General features: G+C 70.6%; 15 protein-coding genes. 3 read left to right on the top strand and 12 right to left on the bottom strand.

Annotation, left to right across the window (positions count from 1 at the left end; genetic code table 11):
* Positions 1-3: 3 nt before the first annotated feature.
* The 9 genes from gspD to gspG all read right to left on the bottom strand — a co-directional run bounded on the left by gspD (position 4) and on the right by gspG (position 8,272).
* Positions 4-2,334, bottom strand: coding sequence for a type II secretion system secretin GspD (gspD, locus tag ABUE11_RS15110; RefSeq protein WP_367066154.1), 2,331 nt, complete (start codon positions 2,332-2,334; stop codon positions 4-6).
* 4 nt (positions 2,335-2,338) lie between these two features.
* On the bottom strand, positions 2,339-3,139 hold the full coding sequence (locus tag ABUE11_RS15105) for a type II secretion system protein N (protein WP_367066153.1): 801 nt from the start codon (positions 3,137-3,139) through the stop codon (positions 2,339-2,341).
* Positions 3,140-3,160: 21 nt separating this feature from the next.
* The gene (gspM, locus tag ABUE11_RS15100) at positions 3,161-3,670 is read right to left on the bottom strand and encodes a type II secretion system protein GspM (protein WP_367068833.1); all 510 of its coding nucleotides are present in this window, start codon (positions 3,668-3,670) and stop codon (positions 3,161-3,163) included.
* A gap of 8 nt (positions 3,671-3,678) precedes the next feature.
* On the bottom strand, positions 3,679-4,905 hold the full coding sequence (gene gspL, locus ABUE11_RS15095; RefSeq protein WP_367066152.1) for a type II secretion system protein GspL: 1,227 nt from the start codon (positions 4,903-4,905) through the stop codon (positions 3,679-3,681).
* 205 nt (positions 4,906-5,110) lie between these two features.
* Complete coding sequence (gene gspK / locus ABUE11_RS15090) at positions 5,111-6,085, bottom strand: type II secretion system minor pseudopilin GspK (RefSeq protein ID WP_367066151.1); 975 nt, start codon at positions 6,083-6,085, stop codon at positions 5,111-5,113.
* The gene (locus ABUE11_RS15085) at positions 6,082-6,765 is read right to left on the bottom strand and encodes a prepilin-type N-terminal cleavage/methylation domain-containing protein (RefSeq protein ID WP_367066150.1); all 684 of its coding nucleotides are present in this window, start codon (positions 6,763-6,765) and stop codon (positions 6,082-6,084) included. The genes gspK and ABUE11_RS15085 overlap by 4 nt, the downstream gene beginning before the upstream one ends.
* Positions 6,765-7,139, bottom strand: coding sequence for a type II secretion system minor pseudopilin GspI (gene gspI, locus ABUE11_RS15080; protein ID WP_367066149.1), 375 nt, complete (start codon positions 7,137-7,139; stop codon positions 6,765-6,767). Before gspI ends, ABUE11_RS15085 begins: the two co-directional genes overlap by 1 nt.
* Positions 7,136-7,594, bottom strand: coding sequence for a prepilin-type N-terminal cleavage/methylation domain-containing protein (locus ABUE11_RS15075; protein WP_367066148.1), 459 nt, complete (start codon positions 7,592-7,594; stop codon positions 7,136-7,138). Before ABUE11_RS15075 ends, gspI begins: the two co-directional genes overlap by 4 nt.
* Before the next feature lie 180 nt (positions 7,595-7,774).
* A complete protein-coding gene (gene gspG, locus ABUE11_RS15070) occupies positions 7,775-8,272 on the bottom strand; it encodes a type II secretion system major pseudopilin GspG (protein WP_367066147.1) in 498 nt (165 codons plus the stop codon).
* Positions 8,273-8,281: 9 nt separating this feature from the next.
* Between gspG and ABUE11_RS15065 the strand changes: the two genes are divergently transcribed.
* A complete protein-coding gene (locus ABUE11_RS15065) occupies positions 8,282-8,731 on the top strand; it encodes a type II secretion system protein N (protein WP_367066146.1) in 450 nt (149 codons plus the stop codon).
* Positions 8,732-8,742: 11 nt separating this feature from the next.
* Here ABUE11_RS15065 and ABUE11_RS15060 read toward each other — a convergent pair whose 3' ends face one another.
* From ABUE11_RS15060 to ilvA, 3 genes are all read right to left on the bottom strand, one after another.
* Positions 8,743-9,309 carry a histidine phosphatase family protein gene (locus ABUE11_RS15060; RefSeq protein WP_367066145.1) on the bottom strand — a complete coding sequence of 189 codons (567 nt, stop codon included), beginning with the start codon at positions 9,307-9,309 and terminating at the stop codon, positions 8,743-8,745.
* Positions 9,306-10,109: an adenosylcobinamide-GDP ribazoletransferase gene (locus ABUE11_RS15055; protein WP_367066144.1), complete on the bottom strand. Its 804-nt coding sequence runs from the start codon at positions 10,107-10,109 to the stop codon at positions 9,306-9,308. Before ABUE11_RS15055 ends, ABUE11_RS15060 begins: the two co-directional genes overlap by 4 nt.
* 117 nt (positions 10,110-10,226) lie before the next feature.
* Positions 10,227-11,792 (bottom strand): threonine ammonia-lyase, biosynthetic, encoded by a 1,566-nt coding sequence (gene ilvA / locus ABUE11_RS15050; protein ID WP_367066143.1) that lies wholly within the window; start codon positions 11,790-11,792, stop codon positions 10,227-10,229.
* A 269-nt stretch (positions 11,793-12,061) separates the two neighbouring features.
* Between ilvA and ABUE11_RS15045 the strand changes: the two genes are divergently transcribed.
* Complete coding sequence (locus ABUE11_RS15045) at positions 12,062-12,511, top strand: OsmC family protein (RefSeq protein ID WP_367066141.1); 450 nt, start codon at positions 12,062-12,064, stop codon at positions 12,509-12,511.
* Positions 12,512-12,817: 306 nt separating this feature from the next.
* Complete coding sequence (locus tag ABUE11_RS15040; protein WP_367066140.1) at positions 12,818-13,912, top strand: porin; 1,095 nt, start codon at positions 12,818-12,820, stop codon at positions 13,910-13,912.
* Positions 13,913-14,091 lie beyond the last annotated feature (179 nt).

Below are 14,091 nucleotides of genomic sequence, written 5' to 3'. Positions count from 1 at the left end.
GCCTTATTGCGGGGTGTAGAGGTTGTCGTCGGCAGCCGCGGGCGTGCTGCGTGCGGGTGCGGGCGCGGGCGCCTGGGGCGCCAGCGGCGCGAGCGTCGTCCCGGGCGTGCCCGAGCCGTTCGCGCCGCCCGGAAGCGCCGGCAGCACGGGCGCGTCGGAGACCGCGCGCATCACCGCGCTGGGCGCGGGCTGGGTGCTTTGCTGCAGCGCGCGTATGGCCTCGTAGCGGTCCATCATCAGCGCGTCGCTGGTGGCGTTGTCGCGTATCACCATGGGGCGCAGAAACACCATCAGATTGGTTTTCTTGCGCGAGCGATTCTCGTTGCGGAACAGGCTGCCGACCACGGGCAGGTCGCCCATCAGCGGCACCTTGTCCTGGCTCAGCGCGTAGCTGTCCTCGAGCAGGCCGCCGAGCACGATGACGCTGCCGTCGTCCACCATCACCGTGGACTCGATGGAGCGCTTGCTCGTCGTCGGGCCGTTGCTGTCCTTGAGCGTGCTCTCGTTGACCTTGGAGACCTCCTGGTAGAGCGTGAGCTTGACGGTGCCGTTCTCGTTGATCGTCGGGCGCACGCGCAGCATCAGGCCCACGTCCTTGCGCTCCACGGTGGTGAAGGGGCTGACCGTGCTGCCGCCCGTGGTGTTGGCGTAGGAGCCCGTGACAAAGGGCACGTTGTTGCCGATGACGATCTGCGCCTCCTCGTTGTCCAGCGTCATCAGATTCGGCGTGGACAGCACGTTGGCGTCGCCCGTGTTCTCGAGGAAGTTGGCCAGCAAGCCCAGGTAGTACTTGCCGTTGATGCGCGGTGCGACAGCCAGGTTCATGCCGCGTGCCAGCGCCTGGCTGGACAGGTTGGCGGCATTGCCCGAGGCCGCGGCCACGGCCAGGTCGATGATGTTGCCGCCCGAGACGCTGGAGTTGGTGCCGATCACGCCCACCGCGCCCTGGCCGTAGTTGCCGAAGGCGGTCTGCCACTGGATGCCGAACTCGGCCACCTTGTTGGCCGCGACCTCGACGATCAGGCTCTCGATGAGCACCTGCGCGCGCCGGCCGTCGAGCTTGTCGATGACCGCGCGAATCTGGCGGTACTGCGGCTCGGGCGCGGAGATGATGAGCGAGTTGGTCGTCGGGTCGGCCTGGATCATGCCGCCCGTGCTCGGCTGGTTGCCGCTCGCGCCGCCGCGGTTCAGCCCGCCGCCGCTGCCCGTGCCCAGGCCACCGCCGGTGCTGCTGCTGCCGGCCGCGGACAGACTGCTCTGCCCCATGCCGCCCGTGCTGCCCAGCCCGGTGGAGGTGAGGCCGCTGCCCTGGCCCGCACCTGTGCCCGTCTGGGTGGTGCCGCCAGCGCCGCCCGCGGTCGCCGCAAGCGCGGCGCGCAGCGTGGCCGCGAGCTTCACGGCGTCGGCATTCTTCAGGTACACCACGTGGATGTTGCCGCTGGCCGCCGAGCTGCCCGGCGCCGCGGGCTGGTCGAGCCGGGCCACGAGCGAGCGTACCTGGGCCAGGCGCGCCGGGTTGGCCGCGCGCACGATGATGGCGTTGCTGTGCGGCTCGGGCAGCAGCGTGGTCTTGAACGAGGTGTCCGTCTGCCCCTGGGCCGCCGCGGGCGTGGCGCCGCTGCCGCCGCCCTCGATCAGGCGCGAGACCAGCGGCGCGAGGTCCGAGGCGATCGCATGCTGCAGCGGAATCACCTCCACATCGGTGGCGTTGGACACGTCCATGGCCGCGACGATGCGCGCCAGGCGCTGCAGGTTGTCGGCATAGTCGGTGATCACCAGCGAGTTGTTGCCGGGGTTGACGTTGATGGTGTTGTTCGGGCTGATCAGGGGGCGCAGCACGGGCACCAGATTGTTCGCGTTCTCGAAGTTGAGCTTGAAGATCTGTGTGACGATCTGCCCGCCCGCCGGTGTGCCGCCGCGCCCGCCCTGGGACACGCTCACCGAGCCGGTCTGCAGCTTGGCGTCGGCCTCGGGCACGACCTTGTACAGCCCGCCCGACTCGACCACCGTGAAGCCCTGCAGGCGCAGCGCGGCCAGAAACTGCTGGAAGGCCGCCGTGGGCGTGACGGCGTTCTCCGTCACCAGATTGATCTGGCCCTTGACGCGCGGGTCCACCACCACGTTCCTGCCCGTGATGGTGGCCATGGTGCGCGCCACGGCCTCGATGTCGGCGTTGGCAAAGTTCAGCGTCACGGGCTCGCTCGCGCGCACGCTGCCGGCGTTCGCAGACCTCGTGTTTTGAGCATGAATTTGGCCTCCGGCGCTTACCAGTAAAGCGCTGGCAGCTATTGAATGAAGAGCGAATCGCAGGCGACGTCGGGAATACAAAGGCATAGGTTCACCCCAGGGTGATGATGGAACGCGCGCCGCTGCGCCGTCCGATGATGTTCAGAAGATTGGCCAGGGCCGCCTCGCGCTCGGGCGCGGCGCTGGCCTCGCCGGTAAAGCGCAGGCGCTGCCCCACCCACTGGCCGCTGCCCGACAGCAGCAGCGCGCCGTCCAGCGTGGACAGCTGCAGGCTGGGCGCATCGCTGCCCTGGCCCTGCAGCACCAGCCGGTAACTGCCCATGGGCCTGAGCGTGGACAGGCGCGAGGACATGGCCAGCGCATCGAGCTGCACCCGGCCATCGATCTGCATGCGCCCGGCGCTCCACTGCAGCGCCAGGCCCTGCGTGACGAGCTGCAGCCGGCCCTGCGGCTGCACGGTGTTCCAGGGCGTGCCCAGGCCGCCGAGCACGCCGGCCGGCCATTGGCTCTGGCCGTCGGCCACCTGCACGCGCAGCCGGCTCAGGCCGGCGCTGGCCTCAAGCGCCAGCGGCGCCGTGGTGCAGCAGTCGGCCGCAAGGCGCATGCGCACGCCGCCCCAGGCCGGGCGCAGTGACCAGTGCACGCGCCCGGGCAGCGCGGCCCGGTCGTCGCTGCCGGCGCCGCCCGTCAGCACCAGGCGGGCCGACCCGGTCCACACCGTGCCGCTCGCCTGCTGCAGCTGCAGCTGCCCGCCGCTGGCCTGCGCCACGGCGGACGCCAGCCAGCGCGCGGGCGCCCACAGCAGCAGCGCGGGCAGCGCGCCCAGGCACAGCCCGGCCACGGCCCAGCGCCAGGGTGCGCGCGGCGTGGTCGTGGCGGTCGATAGCGGCATGGAGGCGGCTTTCAAGTTGGCTCAGGCCGGCGGCAGGATCAGCACCAGCTGCCCATCCCAGCGCGCGGGCAGGCCCTGGCCACTGCGCACCAGGCGCGCCTGCACGGGCGTGGCGCGCGCCTGGCTGCGTGCCTGGTTCAGCCATTGCGCCAGGGCCTCGGCCGGCACGGCCTTGAGGGTGATGGTGACGCGCTCGCCCGCGGCCTGCAGCTGCGCGGCGCCGCCAAGCTGCTGGGCCAGCGATCCCTGCAGCGTGCGCAGCGCCTCGCCGCCCTGCGGGCGCGGCGCGTCGCGCAGCTGCAGGGCCTCGGCCTGCAGGGCCTGCATGCGCTGCAGCTGGGCGTCCGCGGCCGCATGGCGTGCGGGCGATGCGCGCAGCTGCGCGAGCGCCGGCGCCAGCGCCAGCCACCACAGCAGGGCCAGGCCGACCACGCCGGCGGCGGCAAGCACCAGGGTCTGCTCGCGCGCGGCCAGGCCGGCCCAGTGCCGGCGCAGGGTGGCGATGGGGGAGGGTGCGGTGGTCGCTGTCATGGTCGTGGTCATGGGCGCTCCTGTGCCTGCAGGAGCAGGCCGTCGTCCTGGGCGCGCGCCACATAGCCGTGGGCGGCCAGGCGCTGGTTCATGGCGGCCAGCTCCTCGGGGCCGAGGGCCACGCCGCGCAGCAGCAGCGCGTCGTCCTGGTATTCGATCTGGGCGGGCACCTGGCTTGCGGGCAGGGCGGCGCCGGCGGCGGCCATGAGCGGCTCCAGATCGCCGGGCGCCATGCTGCCCGCGGCCTGGCGCAGCTGGGCCAGCTCGCGCTCCATCTGCACGGGCGCGTCGACCACGACGCGCACCTGCGGGAAGGTCTGCGTGAGCGCGCTGCGCACGCCGGCCTGCTTGGCCGCGAGCGCCTGGCGGTCCTGCCAGGCCCAGAGGTTCAGACCGACGATCTGCAGCGCCACGGCCAGTCCGAGCGCCCAGCGCGCGGCGCGCCACTGCGGCGCGCGCGCAAGGGCATTGGCGGCGCTGCCCAGGCGACGCAGCAGGCGCCGGTGGCCGCTGCTGGCCAGGTCGAACTGCGCCAGGTCCCAGGGCCCGCGCGCGGCGGCCAGGGCGCGCTCGCTGGCGGTGCGCAGCTGCACGCGGCGGCCCAGCAGACGCTCGGCCAGGGCGGCCACGGCGGGCTCGGCGCGCACGGGGGGGCTGTCCTCTGTGGCGCCGGCGATCAGGCCGCGGGCCGCGGCCAGCGGCAGCACGGCCACGGCCTGCTGCGGGCCGTGGCCCGTGAGCACGAGCTGTGCATCCTCGGGGCTGCCCAGCACCTCGCATTCCTCCTGCCCGCTGGCCGTGGGGCCGGGCGCGAACTCGGGCACCACGCGGTCGGCCGCGCGGCCCGCGGCCTCCAGTGCCTGCAGATGGGCCCGCAGCCAGGCGCGGTCGCACACCGCCACCCAGACCGTGCTGCCGCCCTGAAAGCCGGGCGCCAGCGCAAAGTGCAGCTCGGCGGGGTCGTCGAGCAGCTGCTCCTCGAGCAGGCCCTCGAGCACGGCGCGCAGGCGCGCGGGCTGGCTGGCCGCGCCCGGCGGCAGCGTGGCGCGCTGCCAGGACAGGGCGCGCGCCGGCACCACGGCCACGACCTCGCCGGCGCGGCCCGGGTCGGGCAGCAGGGTGGCGCTGGTGCTGGCATGTTGCAGGGCCTGGTGGCCGTCGGCGGTCAGCGTGTAGCCGTAGTCGGTGCCGGCAGTCGGCAGGCCCTGGGGCAGGGTGATGACAAGAGTGCTCATGAAGGGGGGTAATCTCGCGGGCGATTCTAGGAGACTGTCGGACTTGGAAATCGCCGGCTGCAAATCGACCGCAGCGGCCCATTTTCCACCGTGTTTTTGCCCAATAGCTCGGCTATTGGGCTGCAAACCCGGCGAAAACTGGTCTCGCTGGGGCCGATTTTCGCTTTCGGCGCTCCAAGTCCGACAGCCTCCTGGGGTTGATCCTTCAGCGCCCGGTGCTGGTGCCCATGCGGTGCGCGAGGCTGCCGCGCTCGCGCCAGAGCGTGCGCACGGTGCCGCGTTGCTTGTGCACCAGGGAGCGCTCCTCGACCACGGCGCCATCGAGCCGCAGCCGCCCGCGCACCTCGAAGTAGCTGGACGCCACGCCATGCGTGGTGCTGGTGATGCGGCCGGCCTCGCGCACGAGCTGTGCGGCATCGGCCACGCTGCGAAAGTGATTCGTCTCGCGCCGCTGCACCAGGCGCTGGGCGTCGGCCATGTCGATGCCGTCGGCGCTGGCCCAGAGCACCACGGCGCTCGCCGTGTTCACGTTGACCGTGGTGCGCACGGGCAGCAGCGTGACATGGGGGACGAGCGCCGCCACGGTGTCCGGCGGCAGCCCCCACCAGCCCAGCTGGGCCGGGCTTTGCGGCAGCAGCGGCGAGCTGCCCTGGTCGCCCTCGCGCGCCGTGGCGCGCTGCATCTGGCGCGCGAGCAGGTCGAGCTGCGCGCGCGGCAGGCCCAGGTAGTCGAACAGGCGCGCAAACTGGCGCAGCGCCGTGGCGTCCACCTGCTGCTCGCCCGCGAGGTTGCGCAGGTTCAGCAGGCCCTGCTGGTCGGTGATCTGACCCGAGAGAAAGGCGTTGGCCGTGTCGGTGCTCGCGTCCTCCACCTGGGCCACGTTGTTCTGCGCGGCCAGAAAGGTCGACAGGCGCGCCTCCTCGAGCGGCACGGCCCAGGGCTCGCTGAGGTTGTCCGTGCCGTCGCCGCCGCTGGCGAGCGAGTCCTCGCGCAGGATCAGCCGTGACCAGTCGAGCGCGCCTATGAGTATCCAGGCCGATTGGATGCGCGCGCGCTCGGCGGTCTCGACCTCGATGGCGCGCCACTGCTGCCAGAGCGCGGCCGCGGCAAAGGTCGCCACCAGCGTGACGGTGAGCATGGCAGCCAGCAGGGCGGCGCCGGCCTGGCGCATGCCCCTCATGACTTGCCCCCGCCCAGCAGCGGATTGGCCCAGTCGCGCGTGATCACGCCGGGCAGGGCGCTGTCCTCGGGCAGCGTGATCTGCAGGCGCACGCCCTCGGGGATGCTGGCCGCGGCGCTGGACAGGCCCCCGGGCGTCTGCGCCAGGCTGCCCGAGGTGTTGGCCGACAGCGCATTGGCCCAGGCGCCGCCGCGGTAGAAGAACAGCTGCCAGTCGGCCAGGGGCATGAGCCGGGTCTCGGCGCGGCGCTCGGCCTCGCCGGGCGTGCGCGCCCATTGCGCGGCGCGCGCCCAGATCTGCTCCCATTCGGCGCGCGTGCGCACGGGGGGCGACTGCCACCGCAGCCACTGGGGCCTGCCGTCCACATTGCGCCTCGCCCAGGCGACGACGAGCACGCCCTCGTCGGGCTGGCGCGTGCCGCGCCGCGTGAGGCGCAGCACCTGGCCGTCCCAGGCGATCGGCTCGGTGTGGTCCACGGCCTGCAGCGCATCGAGGTCCGCGCCCCATTGGGCCAGCACGGTCTGCAGCACCAGGATGGCGTCGGCGCGCTCGCGCGTGATCTGCTGCGAGCGCACCATGCCGTCGAGCCCGCGCCAGCTCGCGATCGCCAGCAGCGCCATGACGGCGATGGCCACCAGCAGCTCGACCAGGGTGAAGCCCGAGGGCCGGCGCCGCATCATCAGTAACGTCCGACGATGGTGGACAGGCGCAGCACGGGCAGATCGGCCTCGAACACCTGGGCGTCCACGCGGCGGAACTGCGGGTTGGGCGTGGGCGACACGGTCACGGCCACCTCGTAGCCGCGCCCGGCCTGCTCGCAGGGCTGGCGCGCATCGCCTATGGCGGGCATCTGGCGCGCCAGGCGCACCTTGACGAGCTCGTTCTCGGCGCACAGATGGGCCAGCACCACGTCGGTCTGGCGCGCGGCGTTGCGCGTCAGCGCCGAGGTGGCCTGCAGCCCGGCCATGAGCGCGATGGCCACGATGGCCAGGGCCACGAGCACCTCGACCAGCGTGAAGCCCGCCTGCGGGGCTGCCCATGCACGCGTGCTCATGGCAGGGCCTGCACGGAAAACGGGCGCAGCCCGTCGGTGGCCACGCGCACGGCGCGGTCGGGATGGTTCTGGCTCACGATCACCACCTGCTGCGCGCCGATCAGCGGTTCGGGCCCGAGCCAGAGCTCGCCCGGTCCGCGCACGGCGGTGGCGCCGTCGAGCCAATGGTCGGGCAGCCGGGCCGCGGGCAGGCCCTCGAAGTGAAAGCCGCGCGCGTCGGCCCGCCAGCGCACGGCCGCGCCCGAGGCGCGCGACTGTGCGCGCGCCGACTCCAGCAGCGCCGCGAGCCGCTCGCCCTCGCGCTGCAATGCCGTGGCGCCGCTGTCACGCAGCGCCAGGCCCACCCCGGCCGTGGCCAGCGCCATGATGGCAATCACCACCAGCAGCTCCAGCAACGTGAAGCCGCGCTGGGCGGCCTGCGGCCCGCTGCCGTGGGTGTGCAGGTGCTGGCTCAAGCGGCGACTTCCGCAAATGCGTGCCCCACCGTCATCCCCGCGCAGGCGGGGATCCATCGCCGCCACGAGGGAGTCGCCCGGATCACCGCTGGATCCCCGCCTGCGCGGGGATGACGGATGGTGTCGGTATGTCGCCCGCGCGGGGATGACGCATGGTCTCGGCATGGCCGGGCCGTCGGCTTACTGCCAGCTGCCGATGTCGGCATTCTTGCCCTCGCCGCCGGATTGGCCGTCGGCGCCGAAGGACATCACGTCCACCTCGCCCTTGATGCCGGGGTTCAGGTACTGGTAGGGGTGGCCCCAGGGGTCGTTGGGCAGCTTTTCCAGGTAGGGGCGCCAGTTGCCCGGCACGGGCGCCGTCGTGGGCTTGGCGATCAGCGCCTGCAGGCCCTGTTCGGCCGAGGGGTAACGCTGGTTGTCCAGGCGGTAGAGCTTGAGCGCCTGGGAGATGTTGGCGATGTCTGTGCGCGCGGCGGTCACGCGCGCGTCGTCGGCGCGGTCGAGCACATTGGGCACGATGAGCGCGGCCAGCACGCCGATGATGACCAGCACCACCATGAGCTCGATCAGGGTGAAGCCGGCGGCCAGGCGGCGGCGCGCACGCTGCGCCAAAGAGGGATGGGAAGAGGCAAGCACGGTACTGAGAAATAGGGAGAGAGATCGGATCCGGTCAATCATAATCGGGCCATGGTGACAACTTCCCCCCACCGCTGGGCCCCGCTCCTGGCCACCCTGGCGCTCTGGGCGCTGGCCGGGGCCAGTGCCGTGTACTGGGGCCTGCGGCTGTCCGCCCCGGCCACCGGGCCGGCGCCGCTGGCGGCCGCGCCCGATGCCGTGCAGGCCGACCCGCAGGCGCTCGCGCGCCTGCTCGCTGCCCAGGCCCAGGCCGCCACGGCCGAGGCCGCACCCGCCGCGAGCCGTCTGGTGCTGCTGGGCCTGCTGGCCGGAACCGAGAGCGGCACGGGCGCGGCCCTGATCGCCGTCGACGGCAAGCCGCCCAAGCCCTACCGCGTGGGCGCGAGCGTCGAGCCCGGCCTGGTGCTGCAGTCGCTCACCCGGCGCGAGGCGCGGCTGGGCCCACAGGTCGATGGCGCCGCCACGCTGACGCTGCAGATGCCGGCGCCCAAGGGCGGGTAGCCACTGCTGAGCTACAGCTCCACCTGCACCCAATCGCCAAAGCCCGGCGCCTGCACGGGCCATTCATCGGAGCGCGGCAGGCGCGCCGGGCCATGGACCTGCAGCCAGTGCACGCAGCGCGCCACGCCCGCATGGGTGATCCAGACCACATCGCCGCCCCCGGCCCGGGCGCGGGCCGCGGCCTCGCCCAGGGCCTCGTCGACGCGCGCCAGCATGGCCGAGAGCGGCTCGCCGCCGCCGGGCGCATGGCGGGCCAGGTCGTCGGCCCAGGCGGCGATCTCCGCCTGGGCGATGGCGTCCCAGGCGAGGCCCTCCCAGGCGCCAAAGTCCATCTCCAGGATGCGCGGCTCGGGAATTGATGCCAAATCGGGTCGCAGCGCCCGCAGGTCAAGCGCGAGCAGCTCGCATCTTTGTAGCGGTGAATGCCACAATCCTGCGACGCGCGGCGGCAGCGCGGCCGCGAGGGTGCGTGCGGCGGCGCGGCTGGCCGCGGCGTCTGCCGCCAGGTCGAGGCGCCCATAGCACAGGCCATCGGCCGCGAGCGGGCGCGCATGGCGCACCAGCCACAGCCGGCTCATGGCGTGAGGGCGATGGCCGCGCCCAGGTAGAAGGCTATCTCGGCCACCTGCTGCGTGGCGCCCAGGCAGTCGCCCGTGAAGCCCTGCAGCCGCCGCGCAAAGCGCCACAGCATCCAGGCCGCGCCCAGCGCGCTGCACAGCAGGGATGCTATCAATACAAAAGCGCCTTGCGCTTGCCAGACAAGCGCCAGGGCCGGAAAACACCACAAGCTTGCAGCCAGCAGCGCGCGGCCCGATATCTGGTCCGCCAGCGGCTTGCTCTTGGACGTGGCCGTGTCGCCCACATGGGGCAGAGCGCGCACCACGACGAGCGGCCACAGGCGCGAGAGCACATGCGCGCCCGCCAGCGCCACCAGCGCGCCGGCCAGGCCCAGGTGGCCGAGCTGCGCCAGCAGCGCGAGCTTGGCGGCGAGGCTCAGCACCAGCGCCATGGCGCCGAACGCGCCTATGCGCGAGTCCTTCATGATCGTGAGCGCCCGCTCGCGCCGGTAGGCGCCGCCCAGGCCGTCGGCCACGTCGGCCAGGCCGTCCTCGTGAAAGCCTCCCGTGACCAGCACCGTGGCAATGGTGCTGCCCACGGCCGCCACCAGCGGCGCGTAGCCCTGGCCGCCGAGGGCGTGGTGGAGCAGCGCATACACGCCCACGGCCACGCCCGCCACCAGCCAGCCCACACCGGGGAAATGCGCGCTGCTGGCGCGCAGCATGGCCGGGCTGTAGCCCACCCAGGCGGCCAGCCGCCCCGTGATGGGCAGGCGCGTGAAGAACTGCACGGCCAGCAGGTAGTGGCGCAGGGCTTGCATGGGGGCCGCTTCGTCGCCTGTCGTCATTCCGGCGCAAGCCGGAATCCACCTGCGCAGGTCGCGCAAGCGTTTCTGGATTCCGGCTTTCGCCGGAATGACGGGTGGTGGCGGCTTTGACTACTGACCATTGGCCTTGAGAAACAGCCGGTACGCCGGGTTCTGCGTCTCTTCCACATAGGGGTAGCTGAGCTGCTGCAAAAAGGCGTCGAAGGCCGCGCTGTCCTCGGCCGGCACCTGCATGCCCACGAGGATGCGGCCATAGTCCGCGCCCTGGTTGCGGTAGTGGAACAGCGAGATGTTCCAGGTCGGCTGCATCAGGCTCAGAAACTTGAACAGCGCGCCGGGCCGCTCGGGGAAGGTAAAGCGCATCAGCCGCTCGTCGCGCGCCAGTGGCGAGCGCCCGCCCACCAGGTGGCGCAGATGCTCCTTGGCGAGCTCGTCATGCGTGAGGTCCAGCGACTCGAAGCCATGCTTGACGAAATTCCTGGCGATCTTCTCCGACTCGCCGCGCCCATGCGTGGACAGGCCCACGAACACATGGGCCCGCTGCTCGTGGCTGATGCGGTAGTTGAACTCCGTCACATTGCGCGGCCCGCCGGGCAGGGCACCCACCACCTCGCAGAAGCGCTTGAAGCTGCCGCGCTCCTCGGGGATGGTGACGGCGAACAGCGCCTCGCGCTCCTCGCCCACGTCGGCGCGCTCGGCCACGAAGCGCAGACGGTCGAAGTTCATGTTCGCGCCCGAGAGAATCGTGGCGTAGGTCTCGCCCCGGGTCTTGTGGCGCGCCACATACTGCTTGATGGCCGCCACGCCCAGGGCGCCCGAGGGCTCGACGATGCTGCGCGTGTCGGCAAAGATGTCCTTGATGGCGGCGCAGACGGCGTCGGTGTCCACGATCACATAGTCGTCCACCAGCGCATGGGCCACGCGGAAGGTTTCCTCGCCCACGAGCTTGACCGCCGTGCCGTCGGCAAACAGGCCCACGTCGGGCAGCTGCACGCGCTGGTGCTGGCGCGCCGACTGGGCCATGGCGTCCGAGTCGTTCATCTGCACGCCGATCACCTTGGTCTGCGGGCTCACGGCCTTGAGGTAGTTGGCCACGCCGGCGATCAGCCCGCCGCCGCCTATGGGCACGAACACGGCATCGAGCCGGTGGCTGCCCAGCGCCTGCAACTGGCGCAGCATCTCCATGGCGATCGTGCCCTGGCCGGCAATCACGTCGGGGTCGTCGAAAGGGTGGACAAAGGTCAGGCCCTCGTCCTGCTGCAGGCGCAGGGCATGCTCGTAGGCGTCCGAATAGCTGTCGCCGGCCAGCACCACCTCGCCGCCCAGGGTCTTGACGGCGTCCACCTTCACCTGGGGCGTGGTGGTCGGCATCACGATCACGGCGCGCGTGCCCAGCTTCGCCGCGCTCAGCGCCACGCCCTGGGCATGGTTGCCGGCCGAGGCGCAGATCACCCCCTTGGCCAGCTGCTCGGCTGGCAGCTGCGCCATCTTGTTGTAGGCGCCGCGGAGCTTGAAGCTGAACACCGGTTGCTGGTCCTCGCGCTTCAAAAGGATCTTGTTGTGCAGCCGGCGCGACAGCGCGCGCGCGGGCTGCAGGTCGGACTCCACGGCCACGTCGTACACGCGCGCGGTGAGGATCCGGGTCAGGTAGTCGAAGGGGGTCAGGGGCTCTGTCATGATGCGATCCGGCAGGAGCGCCATGGTGCGGGCGGCCGGGGCGCACATCATAGGCGCTGCGCGGCGGGGCACCGCCGGGCAAAAAAAAGCCCCGGGCCGCAAGGCCTGGGGCTCAATCCATCCTTTTGAGGAGATGGAGGAGACAATCGGTGCGACGCAAACCGCATCGCATGGGTGCATTGTAGCGCCGCCGGTGCTGCAATGCAGCAAAATTGCCGTCCTGCACAAAATTATTTACGGGTTCACCCTGATTTTTGGAGAAATACAACATGGAATGCACCGTCAGCTGGACCGGCAACGCCGGCACGCGCTCCGGCATGGGCTTTGTGGCAGAGACCGGCAGCGGCCATATCCTGGCCATGGATGGGGCGCCCGACGCCGACCGCCCCGGGAACGGTGGCCAGAACCTCGCGCCGCGCCCCATGGAGGCCGTGCTGGCCGGCGCCGGCGGCTGCACCGCCTATGACGTGGTGCTGATATTGAAGCGCGGGCGCCACGACGTGCGCGGCTGCAGCGTCAAACTCAGCTCTGAGCGCGCCCAGACCGACCCCAAGGTCTTCACCAAGATCCACATGCAGTTCACCGTGATCGGTCGCGGTATTCCGGCCAGCGCCGTCGAGCGCGCCATCGCCATGAGCCACGAGAAATACTGCTCCGCCAGCATCATGCTGGGCAAGACGGCCCAGATCACCACCGGGTTCACCCTGATCGAGGATTGAGGCCGCCACCCCGGGTGCGGGTGCGCGGAGACGGAGCGAAGCCTGGCGGTGGCGGATGGCACGCCGTTGCTCGTGCGCAACACGGGCCGCATCCAGAATTGGTTGACAATGTTGTGGCGCGGCAACGAAATCGCCGGAATTGGCCCGAATCTGCGGGATTTTCTTTGCGCATCCAGACGTCCTCTGTTGCAATAACACCAACTTCCCCACCAGGAGGTTGGCCCGGGGACCCGGCGGGCGGGTCGCAAGACGCAGCCCCAACCCTCACGATCCGGCGCCCTCTGTTTAACCTTGGAGTAACTAGTAATGAAAAAGTCTCTGATCGCCCTGGCAGTGCTGGCCGCTTCCGGCGCCGCAATGGCTCAGTCTTCCGTGACCCTGTTCGGCGTGGTCGACGCTGGCGTGACTTATGTTGACGGCGCGAACAACTGGTCTGGCCTGACCTCTGGCAACCAGCTGACAAGCCGCATTGGCTTCCGTGGCACGGAAGATCTGGGTGGTGGCCTGAAGGCCAACTTCTGGCTCGAAGCAGGCCTGAACCTGGACAACGGCGATGGCAACTCGGGCTACTCCGCTTCTACCGATGGCACCTCTTTTGCCTTCAAGCGCCGTTCCACCGTGGGTCTGCAAGGCGGCTTCGGTGAAGTGCGCCTGGGCCGCGAGCTGACCGCAGCCTACAACGCCGTGGCTCGTTACGACGTGTTCGGCTCCGTGGGTCTGGGTGCCTCCCAACTGTGGGGCAATGGCGGCAATGGCGATGCCGGTACTGTCAACAACGGCGCTCGCACCACCGACCAGCGCGTGAGCAATGCAGTGACCTACGTGTCGCCCAACTTCGCCGGCTTCAAGGTTGGCGTGAACTATGGCTTTGGCGAAGAGGCTGGCAAGAACAGCCAGCGTCGCTATATGGGCCTGGGCGTCACCTATGACAATGGTCCTCTGAGCCTGGGTCTGAGCGGCGAGCAACTGAGCCGCGAAGACTCCATTACCTCCGCTGGCGACATCACTGCCTGGAGCCTGGGCGGTTCGTATGATCTGGGCGTGGTCAAGCTGCTGGCTGGCTACCGTCAGTCCACCGTGGACAACTTTGCCTTCGCCACCACTGGCGCAGATGCCAAGCGCCGCGGCTACATGCTGGCTGTGACTGCCCCCGTGGGCCCTGGCCTGGTGAAGGCTTCCTACAACCGCTACCAGGACAAGCAGACTGGTTTGGCTGACGCCAAGGCCGATCACTTCGCCGTCGGTTATGTCTACAGCCTGTCCAAGCGTACTTCCGTGTACGGCACCTACGCCTACCTGAAGAACAAGAACAACGGCAACCGTTTCTCCATCAACGGCAACGCCGGTCTGGACAACGGCAAGCAGCAAGGCCTGCAAGTTGGTCTGACCCACTCGTTCTAATGCCCGGCTGGCTTGACGCCAGCCTTGCATGAAGATCCCAACCGCCACCTTCGGGTGGCGGTTTTTTTTTCGCCGCCGAGATCCGCGTCACCCAGGTAACACCAAACTAGGGGAAACGCCTGTGGTATCGATGCGATAGCGCGTCAGCCTGGGCTGGCTTGGTTTCTAGAATCAAATCT

The organism is Oryzisolibacter sp. LB2S, assembly GCF_040732315.1.
GTDB lineage: Bacteria > Pseudomonadota > Gammaproteobacteria > Burkholderiales > Burkholderiaceae_C > Alicycliphilus > Alicycliphilus soli.
The sequence above is the reverse complement of the archived record's forward strand: the minus strand, read 5'-3'. Positions and strand labels throughout refer to the sequence as shown.